This is a genomic window from Pseudoalteromonas sp. MBR-15 (assembly GCF_053628915.1).
Window position 1 is genome coordinate 1 of sequence record NZ_JBRJHH010000003.1, and the last position, 15,932, is coordinate 15,932.

Annotated in this window: 10 protein-coding genes; 1 reads left to right on the top strand and 9 read right to left on the bottom strand. The window is 42.1% G+C overall.

Annotated elements, in window-relative coordinates:
* From ACSSVW_RS05055 to proB, 6 genes are all read right to left on the bottom strand, one after another.
* On the bottom strand, nucleotides 1-4,781 hold a 4,781-nt coding region (locus tag ACSSVW_RS05055; RefSeq protein WP_454178974.1), incomplete at its 3' end, for a S8 family serine peptidase.
* Nucleotides 4,782-5,590: 809 nt separating this feature from the next.
* Nucleotides 5,591-7,117 carry an arylsulfatase gene (locus ACSSVW_RS05060; RefSeq protein ID WP_421419357.1) on the bottom strand — a complete coding sequence of 509 codons (1,527 nt, stop codon included), beginning with the start codon at nucleotides 7,115-7,117 and terminating at the stop codon, nucleotides 5,591-5,593.
* 257 nt (nucleotides 7,118-7,374) lie between these two features.
* Complete coding sequence (gltX, locus tag ACSSVW_RS05065; RefSeq protein ID WP_180311384.1) at nucleotides 7,375-8,859, bottom strand: glutamate--tRNA ligase; 1,485 nt, start codon at nucleotides 8,857-8,859, stop codon at nucleotides 7,375-7,377.
* Nucleotides 8,860-8,939: 80 nt separating this feature from the next.
* The gene (locus ACSSVW_RS05070; RefSeq protein WP_036970649.1) at nucleotides 8,940-9,299 is read right to left on the bottom strand and encodes a glutathione S-transferase N-terminal domain-containing protein; all 360 of its coding nucleotides are present in this window, start codon (nucleotides 9,297-9,299) and stop codon (nucleotides 8,940-8,942) included.
* A 67-nt stretch (nucleotides 9,300-9,366) separates the two neighbouring features.
* The gene (locus ACSSVW_RS05075; RefSeq protein ID WP_454178975.1) at nucleotides 9,367-10,338 is read right to left on the bottom strand and encodes a GGDEF domain-containing protein; all 972 of its coding nucleotides are present in this window, start codon (nucleotides 10,336-10,338) and stop codon (nucleotides 9,367-9,369) included.
* 63 nt (nucleotides 10,339-10,401) lie between these two features.
* Entirely contained in the window at nucleotides 10,402-11,505 is a 1,104-nt protein-coding gene (gene proB / locus ACSSVW_RS05080; protein WP_036970656.1) for a glutamate 5-kinase, read from the bottom strand.
* A gap of 122 nt (nucleotides 11,506-11,627) precedes the next feature.
* Between proB and ACSSVW_RS05085 the strand changes: the two genes are divergently transcribed.
* Nucleotides 11,628-12,575, top strand: coding sequence for a DMT family transporter (locus ACSSVW_RS05085; RefSeq protein WP_036970658.1), 948 nt, complete (start codon nucleotides 11,628-11,630; stop codon nucleotides 12,573-12,575).
* Here ACSSVW_RS05085 and ACSSVW_RS05090 read toward each other — a convergent pair.
* Genes ACSSVW_RS05090 through pdsO form a run of 3 tightly spaced genes read right to left on the bottom strand, consistent with a single transcriptional unit; the run spans nucleotide 12,482 to nucleotide 15,812 of the window.
* Nucleotides 12,482-13,069: a class GN sortase gene (locus ACSSVW_RS05090; RefSeq protein WP_075594533.1), complete on the bottom strand. Its 588-nt coding sequence runs from the start codon at nucleotides 13,067-13,069 to the stop codon at nucleotides 12,482-12,484. The genes ACSSVW_RS05085 and ACSSVW_RS05090 overlap by 94 nt on opposite strands.
* Nucleotides 13,057-15,048, bottom strand: coding sequence for a marine proteobacterial sortase target protein (locus tag ACSSVW_RS05095; RefSeq protein ID WP_454178976.1), 1,992 nt, complete (start codon nucleotides 15,046-15,048; stop codon nucleotides 13,057-13,059). Before ACSSVW_RS05095 ends, ACSSVW_RS05090 begins: the two co-directional genes overlap by 13 nt.
* A gap of 26 nt (nucleotides 15,049-15,074) precedes the next feature.
* The gene (gene pdsO, locus ACSSVW_RS05100; RefSeq protein WP_074988891.1) at nucleotides 15,075-15,812 is read right to left on the bottom strand and encodes a sortase-associated OmpA-like protein PdsO; all 738 of its coding nucleotides are present in this window, start codon (nucleotides 15,810-15,812) and stop codon (nucleotides 15,075-15,077) included.
* Between the last annotated feature and the right edge of the window lie 120 nt (nucleotides 15,813-15,932).

Below are 15,932 nucleotides of genomic sequence, written 5' to 3' on the forward strand. Positions count from 1 at the left end.
GAAATTTCATTTTTCGAGTTTGTTTCATCAATATAGTGAACATCAAAGCTAATTGCTGTTTCTTCTGTGGTTACCATATCGTCAAGCGCTACAACCGTGATGTTGCTTGGTACTGTAATTTCATTAAGCTTAGTGATTGCTTCGATGCCATCAACATTTGCAATGGTGTTCAGTGCCAATGTTTGACCTGCAGCAGAAGGGAGTACTTCAGCCCATGCCGTTACTTCGAACTGAGACATTTCAGGGCCAACGTAATCCATACACACGATGTAGTCATCTTTTACTACTTCGTCGATGTTATCGTACGCAATATCAACCCCTAAATAATCACCTAATGGACCAAATGTTGATACTTGGCCTTTAAAGCCTTGCACACCGATACTACCGTGAGTACCTGTACTGCCAAAGTCGATGTTATCGTACGCATAGTAGATTTCATGCTCATTCTTACCAAAACGTGTTTCAGCATTGAAAATTAATTGGAAATCGAATGAGTTATCACGACGGTCATAAGAGTACTGACCTCTAAAGCCAAACTCGTTACCGTAGTCAGATGCATTATCCCACTCAATAATAGCCCAACCATTTGCCGTTGAAGCCAGTGAGATACCTTCAGATGCAGATAGACCTACAGAGAGAACATCTTTGGTGATAGATGATTCAGTGATAGACCAACCACGCCAAAGTGGTGCCATATTTTCGTATGGAACATTTTCATATGGGAAGCGTAAATGTGCTGGAACAAGGTAACGCGCACCTAGCGTATCAACCGTACCAATCCCTTTAACTTGGATGAAGTTATTCCACATATTTACTTCATCACCATTATTAAACAGGCTTACTTTATCGTATGCACCATTGAATAAAGTGTTAACTGGAATTATCCAACCACGGCCATAGTTAGCTTGACCATTTTCTTGGAAACCCGACAACATTGGGAAAATACCAAAATCAGATAAGTTAACATAACCACCTGGGTTTGAATTACCAAAACTTGGAAGGCGACACATTTCATCGGTTACATTGTTAGTAACAAGGTAATCAGGTTGAACATCTCGTGTATCTGGTTGTACACCCGAGATAACAAGTTTACCGTCAACAACTTCAGCATCCACATCTGACGTGCTTGAGATTTCAATGCGATCAGAGTGGAAATTTAATCCTGCAGGCGCATCAATATCAAATGAGAACTCACGGTCGGCACCCGAGTTATTCGCAAGTACATTAAAGCTAACAGGAATTAAGTCACCGACTTTAGCTGCTTCAGTGCCTACGGCTACGTCAACAACATCAACACCACGTTCAATGCGAAGTGGAATAGTCCCGAGGTTATCTGGGTTTACGGTTGATGTACCAGCGTCGATTGCACTGTAGTAAATACCGCCTGCATTCATGTTCATATCCCAATTGATTGTCATATCAACTGGGTTTACGCCATCACTTGCAGGAAGTGTAACGTCAAGCGTATCCGCTACATCATTACTAACAACGGCTGTTGCAATTTGAATTTTTTCGATAAAGTCAGGGTTACGTTGTTTCGCTGGGTTATAAATAACGGCCCAATATTCACCTTCTTCTGGGTTATTAATATTACAGAAGTTGTTATATACAACGTGACCAGAGACACACAAGATTTCATCTTCAATCTGAATTTCGCCATCACCATTGTAGTCTTTACCAATGTAGACAAGCGGGTTAGCACGGTCAGAGTTTCCTTCAAGTTCAGACTCTACGCCCACAACTTCAACGACTAAGCGTTTAGAATCAGCTGGCACAGTGATGAACTTAGAATAGGTAGCCTCATCAAGTATATCAGCGGGGTCTACTTCAACCGTACGATTAGAAGCCCACGGGAAGAAATTGTCTTTATCTTTTGGTAATTCAAACGTATCTATAGTTGCTTCAACTGGCATATATGCTTGTGCAACAGGTGATGAAACAACTGGTAACTCAACGCCTTGTACAACGTAGCTGCCTTTATCAGAGTGTGCAACGGTTGTTAGGTTCGCTGGTAAATCGCCACGATCATATTTGAATACAACAGGCCAACGCGCATCAGGAATGTTCTCTTCTTCTGCTTTAAACAGTAGGTTGCTGTGCAGCTCTACTTCTGAGTTACTTGACCAATCTTGTGTTTCCATGATTGATGCTTTAACAATAATGGTTTGTGTTTCACCCGCTTTTAGAGAGAACTTATTAGGGGTAATTTCAAAGTTGATACCATTTTGTGGAATTTGCTTATTCATGTCGAAATTCCAGTTCACAACTTCTTCGTTGCTTACTGTCCATGTACCATCTTCGGTGGCTGTAATGGTACGCACCCACTGACACTCTGGCTTACATGAGAAATTAACAAGATTTGGCATGTTCAACTTATGTGGTGTACCGCCACTGTCAGGGTTTGCTGCAATAAAGTTTTCCGCAGACTCATCCATGACAAAACCGGCTTTAGCTGCATTAGCAACATTAATACGACCTGCACCAGCACGGTAAACTGACGCTTCACCGATGGTATCTTTTTCATTGTTCAAACGATGATATTTAACCACGTTATCAGCAGTCATTGATAATGCTGATTGAATTTCAGTTGCTGACCAATCTGGGTGTACCTGGCGTAGCAATGTCATTGCACCTGCAACGTGCGGTGATGCCATTGATGTACCACTAGAACTTGAGTAATCAGTGCCGTATGGTGTGGCAACAAATGGATGTTCATCAGCGTAAGCCGCATAAATGTCAACACCTGGTGCTGCAAGGGCTGGAGCCAATACTTCACGGTTTGGATACGACGGACCACGAGAAGAGAATGGCGCTAACCAATCAGCATCTTCAGCATTAACTATACGCTCAACATTGGTTGCTTTAATGGTGATCATGTGGCCTTTTTCAGAGAAGCTATCAACCCAATCCTCTAAACCATCATTTGGGTATACACCATTCCACTGATCATAAGTAAAGTGAACACTTGGAAGTGAGTAGCCTTCAGCAACTGTCCCTTGGTCTCTATTACGGTTAAACATAATGAAACCATCTGCTCCGCCTGCTTTGATGTGATCAGACTTTGCACCACGTGCATTAGCATTAGGGTCTTGAGGGTCATGGCGTTGACAAATAACGATTACGTTAGTTTCACCCTCTGCAGCACCCACAATTGGCGAGCCATCTTTGTAAAAGTCAAACGTGCCAGCTGGGTAGTCAGCAGTACAATACCCATTCGCATCTTTAACACCATTCACATCAGCATAGTCTTTAGCCCACACAACGACACCCGTGATGTCTGTTTGGTTAAGTGAGCCACCTGTTAGACCCATTTCTGACCAGCTTGGCACTTCAGAGCCCATTGATGCGTCAGCAAAGCCTGCATATTCAACCGGCGTTTCAATCACAACACTTCGACCATGCGTCGTTGCTGCAACTTGCGCAAGCCAAGGTGATGAGTTATCCAAATAGCCGAAACACTCTGCGCTACCACACCCTTGGCCGCTGTTACCAGCCGCAGCCGCAACGTTAATACCCGCTTCACGTGCTGCTAAAAACGCAAGTTGTACTGGGTCTGTCCAGCTGTTTGAATCTGAACCACCAATTGAGAAGTTAATAACATCAACACCATCAGAAATCGCATCTTCGATACCTGCTAGTAATATTTCGCCCGGACAGCCATTCGCACCGATATCATTTGATGGGTAACACACTTGGTAAGAAATAATATTTGCATGCGGTGCCACACCCGAAATTTCTGGGAATAGATCTTCTTTAATCACCATGCCATCTGATTGGTCACCAGCACCAACAGTGACTAATGGTACGTTTTTAACTACGTTACCCGCTGCTGTTGACGCAACGTGCGAGCCATGCCCTTGGTAATCTTCACCAATTGCAGGCCAGCCTGGGATAATTTCAGAGAACACATCGGTGATCATGTCATAAGAACGTACACCGATTAATTTATTATTACATTGGATGAACTCTGCATCGTCAACACAGTCACCTAAAAAGTTACCATCGCCGAGCGGGTTAGTGTGAACATAACCGTCGCCGCCAACTTCTGCAAAAGACGGGTGATCTGAATTAATACCGGTATCGATAATACCAACGATTTGCCCTTCACCTTTGCCTTTGATACCGCTTGGTACGCTCGTACCATTCCACACTTGGTCTGCACCAATATGACGAGGGCCTTCATCAGATAAAAGGTCATAATTCTTTGAACGCATAACAGATGAAACAGAGCCAAGCTCTGACACTCTGCGCGCTTCGGCTTCTGTCATTTTTACTGAGAAACCATTGATTGCTTTAGTAAACTGGCGGCGCATTTCTGTACGGCCTGTTACTGAAGCCACGCTCTGCATTACCGATTGCTGCTTAGTTAATAACTTATTTTGATAGTCGATTACAGCAGGAGAAGACGGCTTACCGTGTTCAAAAATCTTGCTTACACCTTGTTGTTGCAAGCTACGAGCAAGTGGAGACTGAATATCTCTTGCTTCTAATGCAACGGCATTGTCACGAAGTTTTACAATATAAATACTTTCGCCTGTGATGCCTTCTTCAACGAACTTTCTTGTTTGTGCATTTATTTTTACGTTCAAGCCATTGTTTTGCAACATTGTTTCTGAACTAGCGTCATGAACTTTATTTGAAAGTGCTTTGACTTCATCGAATGTAATATTAGGTGCTTGTAATTTATTTGCGTTGTTATTAGCTTCAATACCAGTCGCATAGGCTGCGCTGGCACTGTAAAGAGCCGCAGCGACAGCAATTGAGAGTGTTTTTACTTGCATAAGTAATTCCTGGATAGTTATTTGAATAATTATTTAAGTTTTATGAATATCCATTTCAAAACTTAACCGTTATTCAATCACACCCATGAAACAAATTAATCAACTTAGTTGTAGCGTTTTGTACTTAACCTTAACAAATAAATTACCAAAATAACGACAAAATCAAATTTAAGCTTATAAAACAAGCCATAACGCTAATCGAAATTTGATGGACACTCTCTAAATGTGAAAATTTCTACTTTTATTTAAGACGCAAAAAATCGACACTGTTAACAAAGATTCAAGCTTAGTTACATTTTCAACCCCATTTAAGACTAACCAAAGTGCATAAATAGATGTATTTATTCAATATTAGCCTCAATTTTTAACAACAAAGTCATGCTTTTAGCGATAGAACAATAGAGCTTAGTTAAAGTGAAAAAACATCACTCGACTGCTCGTTTTACTCACCACTTTTTCAACTTTATCTGCCTGCGGCAACATAGGTTTAAGACTAACAGTCCCCTAATTTATTTACTTATGAATTCGAAAAGTAGTGAATATAGGCATTTATAAGTGAAGAACAAGCTATTCAAAGTGATGCATATTATTTTGGCGATGTTGAAGAACTTAACTGCCTGGGGCAACGTTCAGTGCAATCTAGCGGTTACACTCCAACAGCGATAAATAGAGTATTGCTATTGAGCAGTTAAAACGTGAGGGGGTAAATAGAGGCGGCAATGGCTACAAGGTTGAAAGTTGTAAAGGCTTTACCAGTGACGAACAAAACTGCGATGTCGCAACGTCGTGCCCTGGTAAAGCCTATATTGTTAGCGGTTTAGCGCTTGCTTTGAAATCATTTCAGCGACACTATCCACTTGTACTGACATGCTCTCTTGGCTAGGCGGGAAAGCCTTAAAGGTTTTTACAAACTCTGAAATTTGATTACCTGCAGGGCCTAAAATCCAGCTACGGTTTTCAGCCCACTCATCGTAACCCCTTGCATCAATGAAGCGCTCAAATGGGTCCATTTTTAGGTTAATGATGTAAGGTGTAGTAAGGGCTTGTTGCGAAGATCTGAACCAATGCTCTTGCTCTGTGAAAATTAACTTCCAATCACCGTAACGCATACCGTGGAAAGTCGTTTCGGTAAAATAATAAAACTCTTTACGGTTTGTTTTACCATTATTCAACAAGATATCACTTTGATCGAAGCCATCTAAATGAACTTTATACTTTTGGCCATTAATTTTTGTACCTTTAAGCAAATTAGCTTTTAGGTCTTTATCACCGAGCCATGACATTATCGTTGGTATCCAATCTTCCATGGTCATAAACTCACCCGTGCTTACACCACTTGGAATATGGCCTGGCCATTTAACAAGCATAGGAACTCTGAAACCACCTTCCCAGCCACCAACACCTTTTTCACCATGAAACGGCTGGTTACCACCATCAGGCCATGAGTTTGATGCAGCACCATTGTCGGTAGAAAACATCACTATTGTATTATCAGATACTTTAAGCTCATCAAGTAAGTTAAGCAGCTCTCCTACATCATCATCCAGTTCAGCCATACCATCAGCATATAAACCAAACCCTGTTTTACCGTCATACGCTTTGTTAAGGTTAGTTTGGTAATGCATGCGTGTGGTGTTATGCCAAACGAAGAAAGGCTTATTTTGTTTTACAGCATCACGAATAAAACGTTTTGATTCAACAAGCACTTCTTGGTCTAAATTACGCTGACGTTCTTTACCAAATGGGCCAAGATCTTTAACCTCTTGTTTACCATTAGCAAGCGCTTTTGAATGAATGACTCCACGCATTTTTAGACCAAACTTTTCTTGTGTTTTGGCGTCTTGTGGATAATCTTGCTGTTCTGGGTATTCACCCGCGTTGAGGTGGTACAAAATACCAAAAAATTCATCAAAACCATGATTTGTTGGTAAGTGTTCATCAAGGTCACCTAAATGGTTTTTACCAAACTGCCCTGTTACATACCCCTTAGATTTAAGCATCGTTGCTAACGTTGGATCTTTCTTTTGCAAACCTTGTGGTGCTCCAGGTAGACCTACCGTACTAAGGCCGGTACGCATTGGGTACTGACCAGTAATAAATGCAGCACGACCAGCCGTACACGAGGCCTGTGCGTAATGATCCATAAATATCATGCCATCATTGGCAATGCTATCTATGTTAGGTGTGCTACCTCCCATCATGCCACGATGGTAAGCGCTAATATTCCACATACCAACATCATCACCCCAAATAATAAGCACATTGGGTTTATCAGCAGCGAAACTCGACATACTAATGCCAAAAACGGTCAAACAGACCAATAAGTATTTGAACATCACTTTCTCCTTGAAAATTAACCGAAGCATTCACTTCAGCTTAAAAAATCCCTCGCTTGCAGCTACCTTATACTGCTTAATTAAGATATTCCTACAAGTGATAAGTTGTACATGTTTAATACTATTAGAGTAGTACCTATTTACAAGTTAAATCTGCGTTAACTTTGATTTAAATATAAAAAAACCCCCAGTAATTGGAATGTCCAACTATTGGGGGTCACTTCACATATAGCTCGGTTTTTAAAGCGTAATAATTTTTAAGCTTGCGGGTAATCGCGGTAAGCGCGCTCAATATTTTTCGCTTGCTTTTTTGACACGCCAATGTGCGAAAGTGCAACACGTAATCGCGCACGCGACAGGTCTGAGCCTAATATTTCCATTGCATCAAGTACCGATGTTGATGATGTTTTGCCCGTAATAGCGACAAAAATCGGCTCAAGAAAATCTTTAATCTTCAGCTCATGGAACGTTGCAACTTCTTTCGCAATGGCAAAAATCGCTGATTTTTCCCATGTACGTAAGCCTTCTAATTGCCAGATGAAGAATTGCAGTGCTTGACGTGTTGCATCTTCACCCGCTTTACCAGCCGTTAACAACGCAGGATCATAGCTTGGAATACCGCCCACGAAATGACCGGCAAGATCAACCATGTCTGATAACGTATTAATACGTGTTTTTGCTTCTGGTAATACTTTAGCGAATAACTCAGTATTAAATTTCCAATCAACAAAACGTTGCATTAACTCAGCATCTGACAAGTTTTCACGGATCCACATACCGTTTAACCAGCTAAGCTTATCCACGTCGAAAATAGGCCCACCCAGAGAAACACGTTTCATATCAAAGTGTTCAATCATCTCATCTAGCGTGAACTTTTCACGTTCATCAGGCATTGACCAACCCATGCGGCCTAAATAGTTCAATAGTGCCTCTGGCAGGTAACCCATTTCTTTGTAGTAATTGATTGAAGTTGGATTTTTACGCTTTGATAACTTTGATTTATCTGGGTTACGAAGTAACGGCAAGTGACCAAGTACAGGCGCTTCCCAACCGAAGTCTTCGTATAATTTTAATAGCTTAGGCGCTGAGTTGATCCACTCTTCACCACGGAAAATATGGCTAATTTGCATGTGGTGATCATCAACAACGTTAGCAAGGAAATACGTTGGGAAGCCATCGGCTTTCAACAACACTTGCATGTCTACGTTTTCCCACGGGATCTCAATTTCGCCACGAAGATAGTCGTTAAACTTAAACGTGCCTTCGCTTGGGATCTTCATACGAATAACGTACGGCTTACCCGCGTCAAGATTCGCTTTGATTTCATCGTCTGATAGATTTAAACCACGACCATCATATTTAGGACGCAAACCCTCAGCCATTTGTTCTTCACGCATTTGATCTAGCTCTTCGCTAGTTGCAAAACAATAAAATGCTTTGCCTTGCTCAACTAACTGATGCGCAAACTTTTTGTATAAATCACTTCGCTCAGATTGACGGTATGGACCAAACTCACCGCCCACATCAGGACCATGATCCCAGTTTAAGCCTAACCAACGTAAGCTATCCATGATAGCTTGCTCTGATTCAGCTGTACTGCGCACTTGGTCAGTGTCTTCTATACGTAAAACAAACTCCCCACCTTGCTGTTTTGCAAAGCAGTAGTTAAATAAAGCGATGTAAGCAGTACCTAGATGCGGATCACCTGTTGGTGAAGGAGCAACACGGGTGCGAATTGTCATGGTTATATCTCTCAAAAGACAATTAAAAATTTGCCCAAATGCTAGCACAGCATGAGCTATTATCGAAGTGAAAAGCCGCTTTATGCAGCGACTTTATCTAAATAAGCAATGATATCGTTTGATTCATACAACCACGTTACTTGGCCGTTTTCTTCAATACGTAAACACGGTACTTTAATTTTTCCGCCCTGCTCTAATAGCTCTTGGCGAAAGAGTTCATTACCTTTGGCGTCTCGAGTTTCCACAGATAAGCCCTGGCGTTTAATCGCACGGCGTACTTTTACGCAAAATGGGCACGCTTTGAATTGATATAGCTTAAATTGTGATGTTACTAAATCAAGCTGTGCTTGCTCTGCAGCAGGACGTTTTTTACTGCGCGGCGTAAAAATAAAATCAAAAAGTAAAATAAGGCGGCCTAACAACCAGCGGACAAACTTCATCTCACATTCTCATACTGAATAAAATAAGGTGGGCAATTTTAACACAGCACTACACGCTGCAACAGGCTCAAAATAACTCTATCGAGTCATCATTGTGTTTATTATCTTGAATATCCAATTCGCAATACGCCGTTATGCGATTACGCCCCATGTTCTTTGAATGATACAAGGCGTTATCTGCTTTTTGAACTAAGCTTGCAACCATTTCAAACTCACAAATAGGCAAAAAACCACAACTTACAGTGAGGCTACCTACTTGCGGAAATGGATACTCAGCGACACACGCACGAAATCGATTTAACACGTTGCGCGCATCACATTCGTCGGTTGCTTGAAATAAAATGGCAAACTCTTCTCCCCCATAACGAAATACATAATCTTCGAATCGGAAGTTATTTTTGAGTAATTGTGCGACCAGCAAAATGACTTCATCACCAATAACATGGCCGTAGTTATCATTCACACGTTTAAAGTGATCAATGTCGATCATTGCCAAATACCAGTGGCGGTGATTTACATCTGAGTGAGTAACTCCATACGCGGCTTGCGCCGCAATATCAATCACTTTTTTATCAAACGTTTGACGATTAAGTAATTCTGTCAATGGGTCAAGGCGGGACTTATGCAACAATGAAAGTTGGTTAGCGTAAATATTTAGCATGTAAATTGCTAACATACTACAGCGTTCGGTGAGCTCTTGATTCGACTCAATCACTAAAACCCCTACTACATTTCCCGTATGATAAACAGGCACATAGGTATAAATGCAGCCATAATTAAGGCTAATGCGGATTTTATTGCGACTGACTTTTTCTATTAATTCATTGACCTCGTGTTCAGAGAGCTTCTCTATCACGGTGTCTTTATTAATTAATTGTGCAGGTAGCCCAGGTTTAAAAAATTTATTGACGTAAATAGCAAACCGCGAAAACTCACCTAACCCTGCCACCGCATCGATAAGGGCCTGATCAAGCTCTGGCTCTTCTTCTTGCTGTGTTATCGTCACAACCCATTCATGTCCGCAAGGGTTTGCCTGCATTGAAAAGTCCCCAGAACTATAAGTAACTTTAGTGTAGTTAAATTTATAAAAATTACTAAAAAACTATAATAAAATCATATCATCTCTGTGTATTACTTCACTGCTTGGTGCAAACACAAGTAACTGCGCAATTTGTGATGAGTGGCAGCCTTTTATTGTATCGATTTCTTGATGGTTAAAGTTAACGAGCCCCTTTGCAATACATTGACCTTCACTCGATATCACTTCAATTACATCACCTCGTTCAAATTGGCCTCTAACAGCTCTGACCCCTTTTGCTAAAAGACTGGCTCCGCGCTCTTGAAGTGCCAAACTGGCACCATCATCGATCACCAGTTGCCCAGAACTTTTAGGGCCCGCTAATAGCCATTTTTTTCGACCATCTTTGGGGGCGGTTAATTTTAAAAACCGAGTACCTGGCAGTTTGTCAGCCATGCAATTTAAAATCACATTTTTGCCCGCACCTTTGGCAATAATCACTTCAACGCCTGCACGACGAGCAATATCAGCAGCTTGAAGTTTAGTTGCCATTCCGCCAGTTCCTAAACTTGTACCACTTCCACCAGCAAGCTCTCTGAGCTCATCGTTAATGTGTGATACTTCGTTTATGAGAGTTGCATTAACATCAGAGCGCGGGTCACCAGTAAACAACCCCTCTTGGTCGGTAAGCAACAAAAGTTTTTCTGCATTTGCTAAAATAGCCACCAACGCAGACAAGTTATCATTATCGCCGACTTTTATTTCAGTCGTGGCTACGGCATCATTTTCGTTAATGATTGGAACCACATTATGCGCAAGCAATGCATTGAGTGTGTCGCGGGCATTTAAATAACGTTCGCGGTCTTCAACATCTGCCCGGGTAAGCAGCATCTGCCCAACATTAATACCATAGAGTGCAAATAAACTCTGCCAAGTATGAATAAGATGACCTTGGCCAATTGCTGCCAGCATTTGTTTTTCGATCAAAGAACGGCCACAGGGGGTTATTAATTGCTCACGACCCGCAGCGACTGCGCCACTGGATACTAAAACAACCTGATAACCTTGTTTTTTTAACTCACAACACTGGCGAACAAGCTCCACCATATGTGCTTTATCTAATTTGTCTGTACCGCCTGTCAGCACACTTGTGCCTAGCTTTACAACAACGACGTGTGGCCTTTGCATCTGCGTTATTAATTCTGTAAATAAAATAGAGAATTTATATATACCAGCAAACAGTTTTTGAACAAGTTAAAAAAATTCATGCTAGGATCGTTTTTTCATTTTTAACACACGAAGCGACACCTATGCCTGCCAGTTTATGCTTAATAATTGCCACTTTTTTATGGGGAAGTTCCTATATTGCGTTAAAGCATGCAATCACAATTTATGACCCCGTATTGGTAATTTTTTTAAGGATGTTAACCACCCTTTTAATTTGTTTATGCTTGTGGCGATTTGTGATCCGCTTTGAATTTAAAAAAGGCGACTGGAAATACTTGATAGGCATGTCGCTGGCAGAGCCTTGCTTATATTACTTATTTGAAGGTCATGCGCTTGAATACACATCAGCATCGCAAGCGGGTGTTATTGTGTCTTGCTTACCGATTATTGTCGCTATTTTAGCTTTCTTAATGTTAAAAGAGTACATCAGTAAAGCCATTGTGGTTGGCTTTACCCTCTGTATTGGTGGCAGTATTTTGTTAACCTTGCTTTCGCCAAGTAGCGAGCAAGCGCCAAACCCTTTACTGGGTAACTTTTTAGAGCTCATGGCCATGGTCTGCGCGGCCTTTTATACTGTCAGTGTTAAACACTTAGTAACACGTTACTCCCCGCTTACACTAATAGCCATACAAGGCTTTAGTGGCAGCCTATTCTTTGCACCCTTTTTATTCTTTATTGAACTGCCGAGCGAGAATCAACATGATTTGAGTGCCCTATTGAGTATTTTATATTTAGGCTCGTGCGTGACCTTAGGCGGCTATGGTATGTATAACTATGCCATCAGTAAAGTATCGGTTCTAACTGCCGCGGCTTACTCTAATTTGATTCCTATTTTTGCGTTAATTTTATCCGCTATCTTACTGGGGGAAGTGCTAACAACTTGGCAGTGGTTAAGTATCGGTGTGGTATTTGCGGGCGTGATTGTCAGTCAACGCCATCAAGAACTTAAAATTGACGTAGATGATGAGAGCTTGTCTGCCGACACTAATAACCTCAACTCGGTACCCGATGCCAAAGAATCAAAAGGGTAACAGGTTAATAAATACAAACCGGGTTGCATTAAAAAGGCCTGCTCGTGTTGATGAATGACACGAACACTGCGTACTTGGTAGTGCACGACTTGGCCGTTTTGTAACTGCATAGAAAACGACTCGCCCACTTTCACATTTTTTAAAAATGCAAAGTGGGTATCGTTGTGGCCTGCAATTAACACCCCATTGTCACTCGAAAGTTCACCACTGGGTAAGAAATGCCCGGGAGCAAAGGCTAAGTTACGCCCCGACGCCCCCGCTAAAATAGTTAAACGTTGCTGCTGAGTAGGCCAATTTAGTTGTGCTGTGACATAACCGTCAGCATAAAACCACGGCCTGACTTTTTCATTTGGCGTCAGCAAAGCATGTTGCCAAGCTGACTCAATCAGATGCTGGGCAAGCCACGCCTTGGCTTGCATATAACTGCCATTGAGTAGCAGTGAAATGCCAAGCAACCCCACACACAGTGGTAAGGCCTTTTTTAACGTCGCCATTGCCATAACCATGCTAACGATACCAATAACAAGCCAAACACTATAAATACACGACTTTGCCCATCTGTTTGTGGCAATGTCATTCCACTCGGCAGCCTATTTCTTAGTTGCACTGAGCGCTCAGCAATTTCGTTCCCAGCGACGTTATCAACAGCAATAAAAGCAGTAAATGGACTGAGTAAATGATGCTGAAGTGCCAATGTTTCGACTTCTGACTTTACGCTGTCTTTATCATTATAAAGCAGGAGTGACTTAATTTTCTGCCTTGCCCATAGTCTTGCTATGCCCTCACCTTGCGCCGCGTGATTCGCTGATAAGTTAATATTAAGGGGTCCTGATTGGGTCTGCCCGGTCAGGGTTACATGTTGATTTCCAGCTAACTTCACCGCAACTAACACGGGCTCAGAAAAATAAAGATCGGGTAAAGGCGATGGCCAGTACTCAAGCTCTTGGTTATCTGCATGTAAGACAAGCTCGGTTACAACTGGGTGAGCGAGTTTATCGAATAATAGCTGCATTTTAGGCTGTACTTGGCTGGCGCTACTAATAAAGGTAAACGTACCACGACCAATATCAGCAGCGCGTGTCATAAAGAAACTATTTGGTGCACTGCCAATACCAACGGTAAATAAGCGGCTATCACCTAAGTCAGCTTGAATTTGCGAAAACAACTGTGTTTCATTGCCTACACTGCCATCGGTTAAAAATACAATTTGACGCACAAAACCATCATGCTGTTTGCCATCTAACACCCGCGATAGTGCATTACTTATCTCTGTGCCACCATCGGCTTGCAAGCCATATATAAAACGCTCTGCACGGCGAATATTAAAGTCATTGGCAATCATTGCAGCCTCACTAAGAGCCGTAACGTCATTATCAAAACCAATAATATTAAAGCTATCGTTTTCATCGAGTAACGATAAAGCATAAAACAAAGCGTGCTTTGCCTGCTCCATGGACTGACCATGCATAGAACCCGACGTGTCGACTACAAAGACCATTTCACGCGGGAGGCGTGCCTGTGCGGTAAAATGATCCGCTGGCGGCACGAGCATCAATAGTCCATATTCTTCGCCATTGACGACTTCTTTAAAAAACGCAGCCTGTGAACTTTCTTTGTCGAGCGGCTTAAATGTCAGCTCAAAATCACGTGTCATCGGTACATCGCGATTAAGTGCAAGTATATAGCGCCCAAAATGTGGGTTATCAATTTGCATACCGCTCAGGTTTGCATTTATATCACTAAGCTCTAAACCAATATCCATGTTAATAGCCAAGTTTAAATGTGCATCAACCTGCTGACTATTTGTGCTTTGGTACACCGGTTTTAACCACGCAGAAGCCAGAGCGCTCTGATTCAACATTGACGATGAATTAGGTTCTGGATTTTCGCTTGTATGAGGCTTAAGCTGAGCTGTTTTTGGTTCATAGCGGGGTGTAATCGTGGTTGGGAAACGCAGTGAAAATACCCCATCACGAAAACCAATTATCTCTTGATACTGTAAGGTGATTTCAATTTCATCGCCCGCCCCGATATTTGCAACATCGGTTGCGAAAATATTCGCCCGTTGCTGACGTACTAGGGCTGCTCGCTTGCCTTGCTGCTGCGCCTCTTTAAACTGCAGCTCAGCTTGCTGTTTGAGTGCAATATTGCCCGTAATCACACGCTCACCAATTTGCATTTGTAATGCATGTACTGCGCTTTCATCGGGCAAAGGAAATACATAACGCGCATTAACTGCAAACGGGTGTGGGTTTTGATAACGCTGCTTAACAACCACATGATTGATTAAACCTGTGAGCGTCATCGTCACATCGTTTTTGACTAAAACGCCTGATGACACTTCGCTGTGCAAGTTATCATAAAACCGTAATTGTGCACTGACATTAGCGGCTAATGCAGGATTTATAGCATATCCTAAAAGTAGGATAAAAAGGCTCACGGACAAGAGCCTTTTGGTTCGGTTACTCAACATAACATGTCACTCCATCGACAGATGAATTAGCGATTGCTTTTTGCAGTCTGTAATTGCGTGTTTTGAACAGGTCGTGTGGTTAGTGTGACTCTGCGATCAAACACGTTATCTTCATAATCATTTGAACTTGCAACACTTTGTTTCTCGCCAAATGCTGTAGCAGACAGTCGCGTGTGCGGCACACCTTGTTTAATTAAATAACTTTGCACGGCATTCACACGTTTCTTAGATAGCATTAAATTAGCGAGTTCATCACCCCGTTGGTCGGCAAAGCCGTTTAAGTCGATAGCCAAGTGCGGTTGTTCAATCAGTAACCGTGCGACTTTATCGAGCTGACTGGCAAAATGCGGGGCTATCTCACTTGACCCTGTTTTAAATTGAACGGTCATGGCCAGCAAAGTATTTAGTTGGGCTTGAAGCAATTGCTCTTTCTCATCATTCAAGCTCTCAAGTTGCTCAGTCAAAACCGCATTATTAGCAATAACCTGCTGATAATCTGCGGTGTGCTGCTGCATAACAACAAGTGCCTGGTTTTGCGCTTCGATAACACGCTCACCGGCTTCTTTTTCACCGATTAATCCTCCGGCAAATGCGCCAACAAATGCACCCACAGGGCCCCCAATCAAACCGCCAACTACAGCGCCTGCACTAAGGCCAATGGCTGTTTCTTTTGGTGTTTCTTGTTTTGCTTGGGGCGCAGCCTCAACAAATTGGCTTGTTGATAGGGCCGACGTTATAAGTGCAGCAATGATGATCTTTTTCATAATTTAATCCTTTCTTTTACATTAATTGTTTGGCAACTATTGGTTGGCGTTGCAAACGTGGTATAGCGCTATTAAAACAAGCCGAAATGGCAATAAAGGGGATCAAAAAAGGCAAACTGC

Coding starts and splice junctions, on each gene's coding strand:
- ACSSVW_RS05070 (WP_036970649.1), bottom strand. CDS start 9,299: ATGAAGTTTGTCCGCTGGTTGTTAGGCCGCCTTATTTTACTTTTTGAT.
- ACSSVW_RS05060 (WP_421419357.1), bottom strand. CDS start 7,117: ATGTTCAAATACTTATTGGTCTGTTTGACCGTTTTTGGCATTAGTATG.
- ACSSVW_RS05085 (WP_036970658.1), top strand. CDS start 11,628: ATGCCTGCCAGTTTATGCTTAATAATTGCCACTTTTTTATGGGGAAGT.
- proB (WP_036970656.1), bottom strand. CDS start 11,505: ATGCAAAGGCCACACGTCGTTGTTGTAAAGCTAGGCACAAGTGTGCTG.
- ACSSVW_RS05075 (WP_454178975.1), bottom strand. CDS start 10,338: ATGCAGGCAAACCCTTGCGGACATGAATGGGTTGTGACGATAACACAG.
- ACSSVW_RS05095 (WP_454178976.1), bottom strand. CDS start 15,048: ATGTTGAGTAACCGAACCAAAAGGCTCTTGTCCGTGAGCCTTTTTATC.
- gltX (WP_180311384.1), bottom strand. CDS start 8,859: ATGACAATTCGCACCCGTGTTGCTCCTTCACCAACAGGTGATCCGCAT.
- ACSSVW_RS05090 (WP_075594533.1), bottom strand. CDS start 13,069: ATGGCGACGTTAAAAAAGGCCTTACCACTGTGTGTGGGGTTGCTTGGC.
- pdsO (WP_074988891.1), bottom strand. CDS start 15,812: ATGAAAAAGATCATCATTGCTGCACTTATAACGTCGGCCCTATCAACA.